Source organism: Pedobacter sp. KBW06 (assembly GCF_003852525.1).
Lineage (GTDB): Bacteria > Bacteroidota > Bacteroidia > Sphingobacteriales > Sphingobacteriaceae > Pedobacter.
The window spans coordinates 878972-895182 of sequence record NZ_QAJL01000003.1 but is presented as its reverse complement, the minus strand read 5'-3'; the positions used below and the strand labels follow the sequence as shown (position 1 = coordinate 895182).

Sequence of the window (16211 nt, the reverse complement as noted above, 5' to 3'; positions counted from 1 at the left end):
CCGATAGATAAGCGTTTTCCTAATAACAAGGTAGCAAAAGAATTGTTCTTTGAACTGAAGACCGGGATTTATAGAGCAGATGCATCTATGCTAAAAAACATAACACCTGGTTAACCGGGCTTTTCTGTCATCTTTCTTATTGAGGTATAAGCCTGCAGAAATCTCATGACTTCCACTGCCATATCCCCTGAGTTTACCAAGAGAATAATCATAAGAATAACCAATTCTCAAATCTGGTGTGGCAAAGATTTCAGTGATCAGGCCAACAGAATTGCTGGCCGGGAGGTTCAGTTGCAAATTGCTGTTATGCAGGTGATAGCTGCCCCTGTAAAAGCCACCCACCCATGCGCGTTCTTTGATTAAAAAGAAAGCATTAAAATCAACGGCGGTGGGACCTTTGAAATCATCCTTAACCAAAATGCTCGGTTTAATATGTATTTCGTCACTCAGCTGAAATAAGGCTCCGGCAGTCAGGTAAAAATGAGGTTCAGGTATGGGGACGAGAAAATCATTGTCGTGTTTGTCGGACATGTATCTGGCAATAAGGTTGGTTGCGGAAATCCCTGCGAAATATTTCTTTCCGGAGTAATAGATACCGAAACGGGCATCGGGATAAGTCCGTGTTTGCGACATGTAAGGGGTTATAGCTCCATCTCCGGGGCTAATCTCAATGAGTTTGCTTCCGTTAATGCCCATTTGCATCATTCCTGCAGCAAGTCCAAAGGAAAGTGCTGAGCTTGCTTCCTCATCTAACTTTAAGTGATACGCATAATTGGCAAAGGCGGTAAGGTTATTTTGAGCACCGATCTGATCATTGGCGATGATTAAGCCAAGGCCTACATTGCCATCATAAAAAGAGCCATCAGCTGCGATAGAAAATGATTTTGGAGCACCGGTTACGCCCTGCCATTGGGAACGGTAGGAAGACTGGATGTAATAATCGCCCTTGGTACCGGCATAGGCAGGATTGATATGAAGCCCATTGAAGATGTACTGCGTAAACTGGCTATCCTGCTGGGCGCTGAGGCCCTGATGAATGCTGAAGAACAGGAATAATAATAAAGCTTTTTTCATGTTGTTAACTGAGTCATGTGAGCTGCTATTTTCCGCGGATAATGGTGACGAAACCTTTGTAAACCTCCCATTTATTGGATGCAGACTTAATTTTCAGCAGGTAGAAGTAGGTGCCTTCATTCAGTTGAGCTCCGTCCCAATCATTTTTATATCCTTTTTTGTCAAATACGGTAGATCCCCAACGGTTGAACATGGTGAGCTCATTGGCCTCAAAAAACTCCAGGCCTGGGATGGCGAAGGTGTCGTTTAGTCCATCTCCATTTGGTGTAAATACATTGGGAATGGTAATGTTGGCAACTGATTTAACGTCGGTTGAGCTGTTGTTGCTCATATTGGGGTCCTGTTCATTGGCGGTCACTGTAGCCGTATTAGTGACCATTCCGGGATTTAATGCTTTGACTTTTATTCTGAGGTCTGCAGTCTCCCCATTTTCCAGTTTAACAATTTCCCATACAATGGTTTTACTTCCCTGGTTGTAATTGACAAATCCGAGACTTGGCCGGCCAAGATCTTCCAGGCTCAATTCATTTGGAAGTACGTCATGAACCTTGATCATATTTGCTGCACCTGCACCATTATTTTTCACCTGAATGGTATATTCAAAAGTATTGTTAATGCTGACCCCTTTTGATTCGGATTGTTTTTTGATCATTACATCGGCACTAACCGAGCCAACAGGATCGGCGGTCAGGACCAGGGCGGGGGAGATGTCAGAAGCACAGCCCTCTGCATTAAACGAAATAACGGTATAGGTACCGGGAAGAAATGCCTGGTACTCTTCCTGTGTGGCGCCTGGTATGGTTAAATCGTCTTTGATCCATTGATAAGATACTGCACTTACAGAATTGGCCCGCAACTTTAACGAAGATCCGTTGGGGATATTCGCAGTGGCAGAACCTGAAGATTGCGCAAAGCATGCCGTTGCACTGAGCAACAGCATACCTGACACAAAACTTTTTTTTCTATAGGACATGTATTTTCAATCAATAGCCATTTCCGGCGTTTATACTATCTGGTTAAGAAACGGTAATGGTTGGTGTTCCTGGTTTAGGCGCTACCGTAATGGTGGTTGATTGTGCCTGTGTACAAGCTGTACCACCTGCAGATTTCAAAATCTTTCCTGTTCCGCTTACATTGTATTTTACGTTTGAGGTCACGGTATAACTTGCAGGAGTGGTAGAAGTCATGTTGAATTTTTTAGGATCTGTACCATCCACAGCACCCGCACCGGCAGTAGTACCAATCCAGTCGTAATCAAAAACTACTCCTGTTGGAAGCCCCGAAGCTGGAGTAGCCAGTGAGCTCACTACGGTTTTTGTGGTGTTTGTTGTTCCGGCCACACAATAAGAGGTTGCTGCAGGCGTAACGGCTACGGAAAACGTTGGCAGCATGTAGATATCGATTGCAGTAGAAACATCACCCGTACAGGCAGCAGGGTCAGCACTGATTACGTGGGCAACCCAAAAATGCTCTCCGGCGGTAGTCATGTCTGTACCACCGGCAACGGTAAGGTCTGCACTGCCTGAGGTTCCTGAATAAGTGTTGGTTACTGCAGCAGATCCGCTGACAGGCACCCCGCCTGCATCGACTTTTTGCCAAACCACCTTATCTCCTGTGGTGAGAACATAAGTACCGGTATAGGCTAAGGTAACGGATCCGGTTCCACATACATAGATGTCCGGTACAGCGGCAAAAACGCCCATTGGCAAGATGAATAGTAAACAAAATGCCATCGCTAATCTGATTGTTTTACTTGTCGTTTTCATAATTTTAAGTTTTTAGGGTTTGGTAAGTAATTAAGAGGGTTAATTAGATAATATATGAGGTGCCCCAGGTTTGGGGTTCACTTTTAACTGGACATTTATCGTGTTGCTGCAACCATTTGCGGTTAAACTGAAGGCATAGGTGACTGTGATTGCCGTATTGGTGGTATTGATCAGGGTTTCATTAATGGCATTGGTTGCGCCCGATCCTGAAGCATTGCTGATGCCGGCAACCGTTGCACGGGTCCAGCTAAAGCTGGTGCTGCCCAGGCTGCTGGTTGCGGTATAGCTGAAAGCACTGCTGCTGCAAACGGCGGGCGTTAAGCTACTTGTTAAGGTAGGCAGGGGCTTGACAGTCAGGGTAGTGCTGACCGAATTGGAGCAGGTGGTAGCCGGATCTGTATAGGTATAAGTGATGGTGCTGGTTCCGGCGGCAACGCTGCTGACTACGCCTGTGCTGCTGTTGATTGTGGCTACTCCTGTTGTACCGCTGGACCAGACCCCTCCGGTTGTGGTACTGCTCAATGTGGTGCTTTGATTTAAGCAGATGCTGGTGGTTCCGGTAATTGGAGCAACCGTTGGTAAGGGGTTAACTGTAACAATTGCCGGCAATCTTAATGATTCTCCGGTACATCCGATTTTACTGGTCGCTGCGTAATAGGTAGTTGTTGTGCTTAATACTGGTGTGGTAAAACTATTGCCGGTAAAAAGAAGGGTGCCACTGGCATTATACCAGAGGGTTTGATTTCCTGCAGGGGCAGTCGCAATTAATGTCGCAGTAGAGTTTGTACAAATGGTTGCATTTTGAACGGTGAATACCGGACTGGGGCTGGTTCGTTGAATTTCATGAACATGTAAGGTCACCAAAAGCCCTAGTACCGCGCTATAGTTTATAGAAAGTCTGTCGAATGGCAGGCTGGGCTTTACGGAAACCGTAATCGGTGCCCCCGTATTAAAAAGACCGAGCAGATCAAGGCTTAATACCGCCCCAAGATTAGTGGTCCAGACAGGCGTCGTATTACTGCCATTGTAGGCATTTACGGTGATATTACTAAGTAAGCCAAGACTCAATACTGAGGGAGGGATGGAAAGGGTCGCCTTTACCTCATCATTTGTAACAGAGGGGCCTGAGAAATAAAAGCTCTGTTCAACGGTGCTTAACAGGAGGGAAGGAGTAATGTCTGAATAGGTGGCCAAATTACCATCTATTGCATTTGATGAATTGGCTACTGTTCCATTTCCAGACCATGAAGTTCCTATTGCGGATCCGCAGTCGGCGGTATTTGAGGTGCTGTAAAAGGCATGAAATACATTTGCACTAGCTGTTTCAGCGGGAGCACCCAGAAGTCCGCCACCACCTGCGGTCACGATAAGACGAACCTGATTGAATACACTGGTTGCATAAACCCCGATATATTGAGTGCCATCCCCCGCTACTAAGTTGTAAAAAGTTGAGCCAGTGGCAGCAGTAGTGTTATTGTAAGCTACTGCGCTAACAGAACTTGCTACTGAGGGAAGCGTTATTGCAGAGACTTTTATAAATACAACTGTATTTGTAGGAACATTGGATGCAAATTGTAAATTGATAAACACCGGAACTGCAGATCCACCTAAGGCACCTGTTGTTCCTGTCGCAGAAAGATTCGCGGGGGTTGATCCTGCCGGCGGAGTTGTAGTGCTGGCTCCTCTGACATTTGCCAGGCCGGTAACAATTCCTGATCCACCCTGTGTGCTCAATGTGGCATAAGTTCTCAATTGTCCTTTTGCTACATTTCCTCCTCCGGCCACCAACGCAAAAGTTAGTAGCAACCAAAAATAACCGGTAAACCTATTTTTCAGTCTGAACAAGAGCATAGTAATCGGCATTTACAACTGCTTTAAATGCCGCTGAGAGCGTCAAAACAGTCAATTGGTTTTTCACTACTTCAAACTTAGGCTACAAAGGGGGCTTAATTTCTGTTCATATTGTTCATTTTTAGCGTTGTTATTGATGTTTTTTTTATTCAAAAAACATCAAATCCATATGGCTAGCGTCTGTAATCATCTATCAGTCAAGATTCTTTGCTTTTTATGAAAAAATTATTCATTCTGTTCAGGATTGAGGGGATAATATTCGATGCTTTTGGAGTATTCATTTGCTGAAATTTGGGTTAAATACCAGAAGTATGAGATTAGCGTTGGCTAGCCGGGATGTGAAAAATACCAGGATTGGGATGGTTGGTACGGTAAATCAAAAAGCAGGGGCGGCAGGTTTTATATACGGCAAAGGGCATCCGGAACCGAATGCCCTTTGTTATTTGGCGCTGATCTCGAGAATCAGAATCTGTGTTGTTTAGTTAGCTGTCCAGCAAAGCTGCAGCGGCATCGTCTAAGAACCAGGTTACACTTCCGTCAATCGGTTGTATCAATTGTGTAGGGTACAATTTGGTGTTCTTTTTCTTGTCATCAATTACGTGTTTTACGGCATTGGCTTTGTTTTCTCCAAAAACCAGGAAGGCAATATTTCTCGCTTTGTTGATTAGTGGAGCTGTAAAACTGATGCGATAAGTAGCTAGTTTCTCTACAAATACGGAGTCAACTTCTACTTCTTTGCTGTTTAATATCGTCGTTCCCGGAAACAGGGAAGCGGTGTGTGCATCATCACCCATTCCTAACAGAATCAGGTCGAAATTTAAATCTGAACCCTTGAAATGTGCATTGATTGCTTTGGTATATTCAATAGCTGCCTTTTCAGGAGCCAGCGTCGTATCTACATAGAAAATCTGATCCTCAGGGATCTCCAGCAGGTCAAGCATGGCATTTTTTGCCATCAGGCCATTGTAACTCTCATGCGTTGGCATTACATTGCGCTCATCTCCAAAAAAGAAATAGACTTTAGTCCAGTCGATTTTTTCTTTATAGGTTGTCGCCAGCGAATGGTACAGTGCTTTTGGAGAGTTCCCCCCGGTTAATACGAAGTTGAAAATGCCATGTTCTTCAATCGCCTTATTGGCAATTGCCACAATGTAGTCAACAAGGTCTTCCTGTAATTCTTCCTGGGTTTTATAAATCAATAAGTTCATCACGATTTGTTTTTATTGTCAAGAGGCCAATCATAAAGCGATATAGGACCGCCTTATAATTAGCCTCTTAAAAATGTTATTTATTTAATCTTTATTCAATGGTAAAGTGAACCAATGGAAACCATCTCTGGCGATCAAAGCTTCCGCATCTTCCGGTCCCCATGAATCGGCAGTATAGTTCGGGAAGCTCAGTGATTTTTTAGTTTCCCAGGCATTCACTATCGGCATTAACAGTTCCCATGCACTTTCGACCTGATCTGCACGCATAAACTGTGTCTGATCACCCGTCATTACATCCAGTAACAAGGTCTCATAGGCTTCCGGAGCCTGAGCAGTATAAGTTCCTTTATAGTCAAAAACCATATCCACAGGATTTAAGACCATGTCCAGTCCAGGTCTTTTCGCCTGAACCTGTAAACGGATACTCATTTCCGGCTGGATGCTGATGATCAGCCTGTTTTGTTGCCAGTGTTCGGTTACTCCCGAAGGGAAAACCTGGTGAGGTACATCTTTAAACTGAATGGTGATCAATGAAGATGTCTGGAATAAACGCTTTCCTGTACGAACATAGAAAGGAATTCCCTGCCATCTCCAGTTGTCTACAAAGAATTTGATTGCAGCAAAGGTTTCTGTATTTGAATCCGGATCAACCCCATTCTCATGGCGGTATCCCGGTACTTCTTTGCCCTCTACCCATCCTTTGGTATACTGTCCGCGGACGGTGCTAAACCTGATGTCTTCCGGACTGAAAGGACGCATTGCTTTCAATACATCTACTTTTTTATTTCTGATCTCATCCGCATCAAAGTTAATCGGGGTTTCCATTCCAATTAAACAAAGCAATTGAAGCAGGTGATTCTGGATCATGTCTCTCAAGGCACCGGCACTCTCATAGTAACCACCTCTGTCGCCCACACCCAGCTGCTCTGTTACCGAGATCTGTACGTGGTCAATATACGTCCTGTTCCAAAGTGGCTCCAGGAAGGAGTTGGCAAAACGGAATGCCATGATGTTCTGAACCGTTTCTTTACCCAGATAATGATCGATCCGATAGATCTGTTTTTCTGTAAAAATCCCGGTCAGGATGCTGTTCAGCTCTCTCGCTGTTTCCAGGTCCCTTCCAAAAGGTTTTTCAATCACGATTCTGCAATTGTCTTCCTCTCCGGCCAGGTTATATTCTGAAAGGCATTTGGCGATCAGTGGAAACAGGTTCGGTGCTACTGCAAGATAGTACAGGATCTGTGTATCCGGACCAAATTCTTTCTGGTACTTCTCAATATTGGTTTTTAAAACACCAAAAGTTTCCGGAGCTTCTACATCAACCGGGCTGTAATGAATATGTTCTGCAAATTTGTTCCACTTTTCTTCCTTCACCTTACCGGATCTGGAGAAGCTGTTTACGCCTCCCATCAATGTTTTTCTGAAGTCATCATCAGTAAGCTTCTTTCGGGCTGTACCAATGATCGCATATTTTGCCGGCATAAAGCCATCAGAATACAGATTGTAAAGTGCAGGCGCAAGTTTGCGCAAATTTAAATCACCGGTACCACCAAAAATGACGATTATGGTTGGATTGAGGTTGATGCTTGTTTTCATTGTTGTGAATTTGTGTCTTTAGTTCACTGGGGTTATTTATGAATTGTCTGAATTCCAGTCTGCGTGAAATATTCCTTCGCTGTCTGTGCGTTCAAAAGTATGTGCGCCAAAAAAGTCTCGCTGTGCCTGCGTTAAGTTCAACGGTGAATTTGCTGTTCTTAATGAATCATAATAGGTTAGGGCAGAGGCAAAACACGGTACGGCAATACCATGGTTAATTGCGGTAACCACCACATTTCTTGTTCCAGGAATGATGTCTTTCAACTGTTGCTGAATGCTTTCATCCAAATAAAGGTGAGGTAGTTGGGGTTGTTTTTTATAAGCCTGATAAATATCTTCCAGCAATACCGCCCTGATGATACATCCTCCACGCCAGATCTGAGAGATCTCCTGTAGGTTCAACTCATATTTATATTCAATAGAAGCCTGATTTAATAAATGTAAACCCTGTGCATAAGAAGTGATCATGGCAAAATAAAGTGCCTGCTCTAAATGAACGATAAATTCTTCCGGGTTGTCAATTTTTACTGAAGGATGGGGTAAAGCTTTATCAAGTGCTACCCTTAAATCTTTGAATTTAGATAGGTCCCTTGCACTTACCGATTCGTTGATGGTAGGGATCGGCAACTGGAGGTCCATAGAAACCTGAGAAGTCCATTTTCCGGTTCCTTTAGATTTAGCCTGGTCTTTGATCACATCAATCAGGTACCCTCCGGATTTTTCATCCTTTACTTTGAAAATATCTCTGGTTACTTCCAGCAGAAACGATTTCAAACGGCCATTGTTCCATTTTTCAAATACCGCATAGATCTGCTCGTTGTTGTAACCCAGGCTGTTTTTCAACAAGTCATAAGTTTCCGCAAGGATTTGCATCATGCTATATTCAATGCCATTGTGCACCATTTTAACAAAATGTCCGGAAGCTCCGGGGCCAATATAAGCCACACATGGATCACCGTTTACTTTTGCAGAAACTGCTTCAAGAATTGGCTTCACGGCCTCATAAGCTGCTTTATCACCACCCGGCATCATGCTGGGTCCGAATCTTGCACCTTCCTCACCACCTGAGATACCCATTCCGAAGAAATGGATCCCCTGATCAGCCAGCTCCAGGGAGCGTCTGGTGGTATCTGTGAAATGGGAGTTTCCACTGTCAATGATCAGGTCACCTTTATCCAATAAAGGAAGAACTTCCTGGATGACACTGTCTACAATCGGTCCTGCAGGTACCAAAAGAACGATTCTTCTTGGTAATTCCAGGCTTTGGATGAAATCTTCAAGGACAGCATAACCTTTCAATTGATGTGCTTTTCCGTCCTCTTCCAGCTTCTTTAACATGTCCTGACTCTTATCATAACCTGTTACTGAGTAGCCATTGTCGGCCATATTAAGCAATAAATTGCGGCCCATTGTGCCCAGGCCAATCATTCCTAAAGTGTACTTGTTCATTATCTGCTATTTATTTTTTAGGGTGTGTGGTGAATACATGAAACTTCTCTTCCAGGTCCCATAATTTAGCACCGCCCTTGATTCCGTCTTTATTGGAAACGAGTTTGATGTTATGGTCTAAGGGGAAATTAATTTCTTTGGAGTTGCCACCACCGATATATAGGGTATCGTAATTAAATACGGTTTTGTAAATTTCAATCACGCGTTCCAGGCGCTCATTCCATTCTTTCTTCCCTTGTTTCTCAAAAGCCTTATTGCCGAGATAGTCATCGTAATCTTTGGTTTTGGTGATCGGAAGATGCGCCAGTTCCAAATGTGGGAGGAGGTCTCCGTCAAATACCAGGGCAGTACCGAAGCCGGTTCCCACAGTAAAGACAATCTCAAAACCTTTTCCGGATACAATTCCAAGGGCCTGCTGATCCGCATCATTGATCAGGCGAACCGGTTTCCCAAAGGTATCGCTGATCTGCTGTGCAAGGTCCACATTGGTCCATTTGTTTTTTGCCAGGTTTGGTGCAGTTTGCACTACGCCACATTTTACATAACCGGGAAAGCCAATAGAAATTTTCTCGAAAGGAAGGTCTAATGTTGCCACCAGCTCTTTAATAGATTTGATGACTTCCTCCGGACTGGAGTTTTTGGGAGTAGGAAGCTTTTTGAATTCCGAAAGCTGTTCGCCCTTAGGGTCTAAAATACATGCTTTGATGCTTGTTCCACCGATATCGATGGATAAAATATTGCTGTTTTTCTGTTCTTCAGGCATGTAGAATTGGTATAAAGGTAACCCGGTGTATTAATAACACTCAAAATAACAAAAAATCGGCCATTTAAAGATGCTAAACCTCAAGATAATACAATAAAAAAACATTACTCGCTGTTTATCGGCGTCTTAAGCCCTGGGGGCCAGCCGGTGTCCCGTAAGCGTAAATCTAATTATCGCTTCTACTGACCGGAACTGATTTTTTGTTTCCAGGCAGGGAATGAAATCAAAACCAGAGAAAGGCAGCTTAAGGTTAACGCTTGTTTAATGCCCGTTTGATCTCTGTATACAGCAATCCGCTTCCGCCTCCAAAATGATAAACAACTGGAACCTCCGGACTTTGCTTTTTCAGCTCAGCCTCCAGCTGTTTTTCAGTCTCCGGTGCCAGGCCTGCGCCAATGAGCACAAGGTCATAAGCCCTGGAAGTAAAGCTAATTATAGCCTCCTCCGGAGAAGAAACGGCGGTTCCCGTCATTTCTTCCCCTTTGTCAATCAACCGGATGATGGTTGCTGAAATCTCCGGATGACAGCACACCACTAAAATCTCTGTTTTTTTCATGGCTTTAATAATTCATAGGAACTTCCATCAGCAAAATTTCTGATGCTGCTGATGTTTCTACTTCAATTGATTCGGTTTCCCATAATCCATAGCCATCCCGCTCTTCTAATTCCTGCCCGTTTATTTTTAATGAACCCTTAATCACGAAGACATAAATGCCATTTTCTTTATTTTTTAAGGGATGCCTGAGTTTAACCCCCGCTTCAAATCTTCCGATATGAAACCAGGCATCCTGATAGATCCAGACGCTGTTGAGGTCTTTTTCCGGAGATAAGATCTGGGTAAATTCATTCGGTTTTAACAACGTATCATAGCGCTTTTGCTGATACCTTGGGCTCACATTTCTTTGATTCGGAAACAGCCAGATCTGAAGGAACTTTACAGGCTGATCGGGGTTCTTATTGAACTCCTTGTGATAAATTCCTGTTCCCGCACTCATGACCTGGATCTCACCGGGTTCAATAATGGCTACATTTTTCATGCTGTCTTCATGTTGTAATGAGCCCTCCAGCGAAATGGAAATGATCTCCATATTGTCGTGCGGATGTTCTCCAAACCCCATTCCTCCATCTACAATGTCGTCATTCAGCACCCTTAACGCGCCGAATTGCACACGATCAGGATCATAGTTCATTCCAAAGCTAAAGGTTTGAAAGCTTTTTAACCAGCCATGATCTGCAATGTTGCGGGTATTGGCTTTATGTAATATCTTCTGTGCCATAGTTTTATATTGATGAGGTTGTTATAAATGAAACACCATTTTCCGGGCCAGCTCCAGCTCCGGGTTACTGATGGTATGGACTCTTCCGGGGTAAATCTTTACCTGTACCTCTGCGTTCATTTCTTTCAGGATTGCCCCGCTTTCTTCTACTCTGGATACCGGAACATGAGGGTCAGGGTTTCCAGTGCTGATGAATACCGGCGTTTGCATAAAATCACCTGTATACTTAGAACGGTTAATGGTTTCGCCAATCAGGCCGCCGGTAAAGGCAATGGCTCCACCATACCGGGCTGCGTTTCTGCTGATGTATTCCAAAGTCAGACAGGCACCCTGAGAAAAGCCTGCAAAAAACACCTTGTTTAAAGGGATGCCATTGGCAACAATTTCAGCAACCAGGTCACCGATCAGTTCCAAAGCGGAATCCAGTGCGGGCTGATTTTCATTTTCCGGTGCCATAAAGCCATAAGGATACCAGCTATGGTTACTTGCTTGTGGCGCGAATAAAACGGCATCAGTTACTTTTAAATGTTGATTTAACTGGATGATGTCCGCTGCAGAAGCACCACGGCCATGTAAAAATACAATGGCTTTATCTGCGCTTTCCATTGGAATTCCGGCCGTGATGATATTTTTCTGGTGTATATACATGTTAGTCTAATTTTGGTAAAATCCCCTCAATCATTACCCTGTTGCTTTCGTATTGTGCTGGCAATTTCAAGTTGGTTCCCAATTCTTCCAAAGACTCGTCAACAGTGAAGCCCGGATTGTCTGTTGCCAATTCAAAAAGTACGCCTCCGGGTTCGCGGAAGTATAAAGAATAGAAATAATTGCGGTCAATTTTTTCGGTGATGTTTAAACCCAAGTCCACAATTTTATCCCTGAAATACATCAACGTCTCCTCGTCTTTAACCCGGAAGGCAACATGGTGTACTGAACCACCGGCAACATGTCCGACGGCTTCTCCAGGAGCCTCTACTAAATCTACAATTGCTGCATGTTCCACCGTATCAGTAATGAAGCGGGATCGGTTCACCTCGGTTTCCTGTAGGCGATAACCCAATACATGCGTTAAAATAGCTGCTGTAGCTTCCATTTTATTCGTGGTAATGGTAATGTGGTGAAATCCATGGACAGCATTTTCTTTGCTGACTTCTTTGGTTTCCCATTGTACCCTGCTATCCGGAGTTTTTGCTTCTGTTAATTCGAATTTCAATCCGTCAGGATCCAGGAAGGTTAAATACCTTTCTCCAAATTTTACGGCAGGTTTATTATAGATGACGTTGTTCTTTTCTAATCTGTTTTGCCAGAAATCAAGGCTTCCTGCAGGTACACTGTAGCCAATTTCAGTAACCTGTCTGGTTCCTCTTCTGCCTGCTCCGATTCCTTCCCAGGGGAAGAAAGTTAAAATGCTTCCGGGAGTTCCGTGTTCATCTCCATAATAGAAATGGTAGGTATGAGGGTCATCGAAATTAACTGTTTTTTTAACTAACCTTAATCCCAATATGCGGGTGTAAAAATCATAATTCTTTTTTGCGTTTCCTGCGATGGCGGTAATGTGATGAATACCTAAAATTTCGTTTTTCATAGCTCAATTATTAATTACAACACAAAATTACGACTTAGGTTTCTGCGAAATCTTACCATATCGTAAGAAATAACTTTTTTGTATCTTTAAGAATGTCATGATAATTTCATAACTATTATTGTTGAATTAATTTTTAACGAATCCTGCATAAGTTTGTCTTTCGCAAAAGTTGATCCTAATGAAAAAGAACTACATATCCAATTCATCCGAATCTGTTAGAATGTTTAAGAGTTCACTATTGGAGGGCTTGTCTAAGGTTCCCTATTTTGTTCCCTTAATCGTATTCATTCCTGTGATCGGATATTTTTGCTGGCAATCGTTTGTGATCAACAGTCCACTCAGTGCACTAGGGCAGATTTTGCTGGGCCTTTTTATCTGGACTTTAATTGAATATGTGATGCATCGTTTTGTGTTTCACTTTTATCCAAAGTCGGAATGGGGAAAAAGAATTCATTTCATCTTTCATGGCGTACACCATGATTATCCGAACGATGCACACCGCTTGGTGATGCCGCCATCAGCAAGCATTCCTCTGGCTACCGCTTTTTACTTTCTTTTCCGGGTCTTTATTCCGGTAAGTATGCTGGATGGTTTCTTTTGCGGATTCATCTTTGGCTATCTTGTATATGATATGACCCATTATATGCTACATCATGCAAAATTTACAGCTCCTTTCTGGAAAAAACTAAAACAACACCATATGTTACACCATTATGATGATGCAACCAAAGGTTATGGTGTGACTTCTGATTTGTGGGATAAGGTTTTTGGTTCTGAGCTTTCCAAAAGAGAACCGAAGAAATCCTAACCTGAATTTTAGTCTCTTAAATACTGTACTTAATATTTAGAAAAATAAAATCTTCTGATTTCCTGATCCGTATTTAAGGCCTTTTATTCGGCCGAATCTGCGGACAAATGCCAAAAAAGCTTAACATTTTGGCAATTAAGGCCAATTTTATAAATGAAATTCGTCCTTTCTTTGAAAAAGGCACTTTCAGCTTATTTAATGGTGCTTAATACCGGACAGATCATGGAAATAAAATTTTTAAAAGGCAAAGCCTGCCATCGCTTAACGTTTATTGTTGGCTGTACCATCGCTCTTGGCTTACCCCAAGCAGGAAAGGCGCAGCTATTTACAGATAAGAATTACGTTAAAATCAGTCCGGCAGATAAAGAAGCGGATATCGTGAGAAAAGCAGCAAATGTGACGCCTTCCCCGCGACAACTCAGGTGGCAACAACTGGAATTGACTGCTTTCATTCATTTTGGAATCAACACCTTTACCAATAAAGAATGGGGGGATGGTACGGAAGATCCTAAAATATTTAACCCTGAAGAACTCGATGCCCGTCAGTGGGTAAAAGTTTGTAAAGATGCCGGTTTTAAACAAATCATTCTGACAGCCAAACACCACGATGGATTTTGTCTGTGGCCAAGTAAATTTACAACACACTCTGTTAAAAATAGTCCATGGAAAGGCGGAAAAGGGGATGTGGTAAAGGAAGTCGCCGAAGCTTGTAAAGCATTTGGTATTGGGTTTGGAATTTACCTTTCTCCATGGGACCGCAATTCCCCGTATTTCGGAAGCATGCAATACAATGATTATTTCATCAACCAGCTGACAGAGCTGCTCACGCAATATGGGCAGATTGATGAAGTTTGGTTTGATGGCGCGAACGGAGAAGGGCCAACCGGAAAAAAGCAGGTCTATGAATATAGCCGCTGGTATAACCTGATCCGTAAATTGCAGCCCTCAGCTACAATTGCAGTTTCCGGACCGGATGTAAGATGGGTAGGTACAGAAACCGGATATGGAAGGGAAACTGAATGGAGTGTGGTTCCCGGGGATCAGATGATTCCTGAAGCAATCGCGGCAAACTCTCAAAAGGACGCCGATTTTGCACCCCGAGACCTCATGTCGAATGACCTGGGCAGCAGGGAGAAAATTGCCAAAGCAAAGAGCCTGGTATGGTACCCTGCAGAAATAGATGTGTCCATCCGTCCGGGATGGTTCCACCATCCGGCAGAAGATACTAAAGTGAAAACGCCGGAGAAATTGATGGACATCTATTACAGCTCAGTAGGCAGGAACGGAGTCTTGCTGCTCAACATTCCACCGGATAAAAAAGGAAAGATCAATGAGAGTGATGTAAATGCGTTAACAGGATTCAGGAAACAACTCCTGGAGACCTTTAAAAATAACCTGCTGAAATCAGCGACATTAAAGGGCAGCACTACGAAAAAGACCAACCTCTTGTTGGATGGAAAAGACAGTTCTTACTGGAAAACAGGAAAGACAGAAGGCAACCTGGTGATGGAGTTTAAGCTGGATAAAGATCAGAAATTTAACCTGTTATTGCTTCAGGAGAATTTACAGATCGGACAAAGGGTAGAGCAATTTTTACTGGAATATAAAGAGGGGAATGCCTGGAAAAAAGCAACAGAAGGCACTACTATAGGCTATAAACGCTTACTGCGCTTCCCTTCGGTAACGGCAAAGGAATTGAGGTTAACGATTCTTTCTTCCAGGCTTCAGCCTGCTATTGCGGAAATTGGTCTGTACCTTCGTCCCGAAGGGGATGTAAAATAAAGGTCCTGACCTCTTCATTTTGGATCCTTTTTCCCGTATTGCCTGAGGCCTTTCTTTTTTTTATTTCGCTCATCATCTGGGCGAAATAAAAGCCATGTCCGATAATGGTGCAATCTTCATTTTTCTCTTCCAGGAGGTTTAGGAAATGATTGATCCGTAATTTAGATTGGGTACGGACTTCTTTCTGTCTCGAAGAATTAAAATACCATTGCAGCCGGCCGGCAATCATCCAGATGAAGGTTGGTAATTTAATTTTTGTCTCCATAAAAGAGTTTAAGGGGATTTCATTCAGCAAAGCCGTTCTGAACAGTTCTTTTTCTCCATGGAGAAAAGCATGAGCAGTTTCTTCTGCTCTTTTCAGCTCACTGATGTATACGCTTTTCCCGGTTAGTTTTAAGCTTCCGCAGTTTAAGGTATGTGCATGGTCGTAGGCCCCGCAAGCCAAATCAAAGTCCCTGGAATGATAGCGTGCTTTCCACTTGAAATCAACTTTTGAATGCCTGATGAAAGTAATCTTCATGCTGGTAAAGATAGCAAGAAAGAGGGAAGCCGCTTAAAGAAATCGAAACTGCATTGAGCAGTTAACAGTACAGGAAATAAGACAGATAGCGGAAACCGCTGTCTTAAAAAGAAAACGACCGGAAATATTTCTGCTTTTCCATTCTTCGGAACCACTTTATCCCTCAAAGGCTTTGTTTGGTAATTCATACACTGGAGAATATTCCGGCGAATAAATTAGTTTTAATTTAAAAACAACCCTTCCTGAAAGTACTTTAAAGATATTTTTATCTTTTTCTTATATCGTATTGATTTTAACGTAAAAATGGCAGAATTTTTGATGTTCCATTTACAGTTAATTAATAACAAACCCTAAAACAAAAAGTTATGGCTTTCAAAGCAAGATTAAACTTTTCGGGCAAGGAGTACGATGTACTTCATTGTGCCTATTCCCTAAACCGTGATGTAGATGCAAAAGGAAGACCTTCTTCCGGAGTGTATGGTGGAACGATCGATATCGAGATCGAATCAACCGAAGATACCTCTGTCATCGA

17 protein-coding genes are annotated in these 16211 nt (G+C 43.0%); 4 read left to right on the top strand and 13 right to left on the bottom strand.

Annotated elements, in window-relative coordinates; genetic code table 11:
- Positions 1–90 precede the first annotated feature (90 nt).
- The 4 genes from DBR43_RS18465 to DBR43_RS18450 are packed head-to-tail and all read right to left on the bottom strand — an operon-like array spanning position 91 to position 4703.
- Entirely contained in the window at positions 91–1074 is a 984-nt protein-coding gene (locus DBR43_RS18465) for a type IX secretion system membrane protein PorP/SprF (RefSeq protein ID WP_124583461.1), read from the bottom strand.
- Positions 1075–1099: 25 nt separating this feature from the next.
- Complete coding sequence (locus tag DBR43_RS18460; RefSeq protein ID WP_124583459.1) at positions 1100–2047, bottom strand: gliding motility-associated C-terminal domain-containing protein; 948 nt, start codon at positions 2045–2047, stop codon at positions 1100–1102.
- Positions 2048–2090: 43 nt separating this feature from the next.
- Positions 2091–2840, bottom strand: a complete 750-nt coding sequence (locus DBR43_RS18455; protein WP_124583457.1) for a hypothetical protein — start codon at positions 2838–2840, stop codon at positions 2091–2093.
- A 39-nt stretch (positions 2841–2879) separates the two neighbouring features.
- Positions 2880–4703, bottom strand: coding sequence for a hypothetical protein (locus DBR43_RS18450; RefSeq protein ID WP_124583455.1), 1824 nt, complete (start codon positions 4701–4703; stop codon positions 2880–2882).
- A gap of 299 nt (positions 4704–5002) precedes the next feature.
- Between DBR43_RS18450 and DBR43_RS32995 the strand changes: the two genes are divergently transcribed.
- Positions 5003–5173: a hypothetical protein gene (locus DBR43_RS32995; protein ID WP_158622545.1), complete on the top strand. Its 171-nt coding sequence runs from the start codon at positions 5003–5005 to the stop codon at positions 5171–5173.
- Here the strand turns inward: DBR43_RS32995 and pgl are convergent, their stop codons facing one another.
- The 8 genes from pgl to DBR43_RS18410 form a co-directional block, all read right to left on the bottom strand.
- The gene (gene pgl / locus DBR43_RS18445) at positions 5174–5899 is read right to left on the bottom strand and encodes a 6-phosphogluconolactonase (RefSeq protein WP_124583453.1); all 726 of its coding nucleotides are present in this window, start codon (positions 5897–5899) and stop codon (positions 5174–5176) included.
- A gap of 84 nt (positions 5900–5983) precedes the next feature.
- On the bottom strand, positions 5984–7495 hold the full coding sequence (gene zwf / locus DBR43_RS18440; RefSeq protein ID WP_124583451.1) for a glucose-6-phosphate dehydrogenase: 1512 nt from the start codon (positions 7493–7495) through the stop codon (positions 5984–5986).
- 36 nt (positions 7496–7531) lie between these two features.
- On the bottom strand, positions 7532–8944 hold the full coding sequence (gene gndA, locus DBR43_RS18435; RefSeq protein WP_124583449.1) for an NADP-dependent phosphogluconate dehydrogenase: 1413 nt from the start codon (positions 8942–8944) through the stop codon (positions 7532–7534).
- Between the two features lie 10 nt (positions 8945–8954).
- Positions 8955–9707 (bottom strand): ROK family protein, encoded by a 753-nt coding sequence (locus DBR43_RS18430; protein WP_124583447.1) that lies wholly within the window; start codon positions 9705–9707, stop codon positions 8955–8957.
- A gap of 250 nt (positions 9708–9957) precedes the next feature.
- Complete coding sequence (locus DBR43_RS18425; RefSeq protein WP_124583445.1) at positions 9958–10263, bottom strand: response regulator; 306 nt, start codon at positions 10261–10263, stop codon at positions 9958–9960.
- 4 nt (positions 10264–10267) lie between these two features.
- Positions 10268–10984, bottom strand: a complete 717-nt coding sequence (locus DBR43_RS18420) for a pirin family protein (RefSeq protein WP_124583443.1) — start codon at positions 10982–10984, stop codon at positions 10268–10270.
- 21 nt (positions 10985–11005) lie between these two features.
- Complete coding sequence (locus DBR43_RS18415; protein WP_124583441.1) at positions 11006–11632, bottom strand: alpha/beta hydrolase; 627 nt, start codon at positions 11630–11632, stop codon at positions 11006–11008.
- A gap of 1 nt (position 11633) precedes the next feature.
- Positions 11634–12569 (bottom strand): ring-cleaving dioxygenase, encoded by a 936-nt coding sequence (locus DBR43_RS18410; RefSeq protein ID WP_124583439.1) that lies wholly within the window; start codon positions 12567–12569, stop codon positions 11634–11636.
- A 178-nt stretch (positions 12570–12747) separates the two neighbouring features.
- On the opposite strand from DBR43_RS18410, the gene DBR43_RS18405 reads away from it, so the two are divergent.
- Both DBR43_RS18405 and DBR43_RS18400 read left to right on the top strand, forming a co-directional pair.
- Positions 12748–13377 carry a sterol desaturase family protein gene (locus DBR43_RS18405; RefSeq protein WP_124583437.1) on the top strand — a complete coding sequence of 210 codons (630 nt, stop codon included), beginning with the start codon at positions 12748–12750 and terminating at the stop codon, positions 13375–13377.
- A gap of 222 nt (positions 13378–13599) precedes the next feature.
- Entirely contained in the window at positions 13600–15159 is a 1560-nt protein-coding gene (locus DBR43_RS18400) for an alpha-L-fucosidase (RefSeq protein WP_124583435.1), read from the top strand.
- Here the strand turns inward: DBR43_RS18400 and DBR43_RS18395 are convergent.
- Positions 15110–15679 (bottom strand): histidine phosphatase family protein, encoded by a 570-nt coding sequence (locus DBR43_RS18395; RefSeq protein ID WP_124583434.1) that lies wholly within the window; start codon positions 15677–15679, stop codon positions 15110–15112. The two genes, DBR43_RS18400 and DBR43_RS18395, sit on opposite strands and share 50 nt — an antisense overlap.
- A 365-nt stretch (positions 15680–16044) precedes the next feature.
- Here DBR43_RS18395 and tssD point away from each other — a divergent pair.
- Positions 16045–16211: type VI secretion system tube protein TssD (gene tssD, locus DBR43_RS18390; protein ID WP_317126005.1), on the top strand; the 167-nt coding region annotated here is incomplete at its 3' end.

Bases quoted from the DNA above. Each gene is read 5' to 3' on its own strand.
- DBR43_RS18465 (WP_124583461.1), bottom strand. From the start codon at position 1,074: ATGAAAAAAGCTTTATTATTATTCCTGTTCTTCAGCATTCATCAGGGC.
- DBR43_RS18460 (WP_124583459.1), bottom strand. From the start codon at position 2,047: ATGTCCTATAGAAAAAAAAGTTTTGTGTCAGGTATGCTGTTGCTCAGT.
- DBR43_RS18455 (WP_124583457.1), bottom strand. From the start codon at position 2,840: ATGAAAACGACAAGTAAAACAATCAGATTAGCGATGGCATTTTGTTTA.
- DBR43_RS18450 (WP_124583455.1), bottom strand. From the start codon at position 4,703: ATGCCGATTACTATGCTCTTGTTCAGACTGAAAAATAGGTTTACCGGT.
- DBR43_RS32995 (WP_158622545.1), top strand. From the start codon at position 5,003: ATGAGATTAGCGTTGGCTAGCCGGGATGTGAAAAATACCAGGATTGGG.
- pgl (WP_124583453.1), bottom strand. From the start codon at position 5,899: ATGAACTTATTGATTTATAAAACCCAGGAAGAATTACAGGAAGACCTT.
- zwf (WP_124583451.1), bottom strand. From the start codon at position 7,495: ATGAAAACAAGCATCAACCTCAATCCAACCATAATCGTCATTTTTGGT.
- gndA (WP_124583449.1), bottom strand. From the start codon at position 8,944: ATGAACAAGTACACTTTAGGAATGATTGGCCTGGGCACAATGGGCCGC.
- DBR43_RS18430 (WP_124583447.1), bottom strand. From the start codon at position 9,707: ATGCCTGAAGAACAGAAAAACAGCAATATTTTATCCATCGATATCGGT.
- DBR43_RS18425 (WP_124583445.1), bottom strand. From the start codon at position 10,263: ATGAAAAAAACAGAGATTTTAGTGGTGTGCTGTCATCCGGAGATTTCA.
- DBR43_RS18420 (WP_124583443.1), bottom strand. From the start codon at position 10,984: ATGGCACAGAAGATATTACATAAAGCCAATACCCGCAACATTGCAGAT.
- DBR43_RS18415 (WP_124583441.1), bottom strand. From the start codon at position 11,632: ATGTATATACACCAGAAAAATATCATCACGGCCGGAATTCCAATGGAA.
- DBR43_RS18410 (WP_124583439.1), bottom strand. From the start codon at position 12,569: ATGAAAAACGAAATTTTAGGTATTCATCACATTACCGCCATCGCAGGA.
- DBR43_RS18405 (WP_124583437.1), top strand. From the start codon at position 12,748: ATGAAAAAGAACTACATATCCAATTCATCCGAATCTGTTAGAATGTTT.
- DBR43_RS18400 (WP_124583435.1), top strand. From the start codon at position 13,600: ATGGAAATAAAATTTTTAAAAGGCAAAGCCTGCCATCGCTTAACGTTT.
- DBR43_RS18395 (WP_124583434.1), bottom strand. From the start codon at position 15,679: ATGAAGATTACTTTCATCAGGCATTCAAAAGTTGATTTCAAGTGGAAA.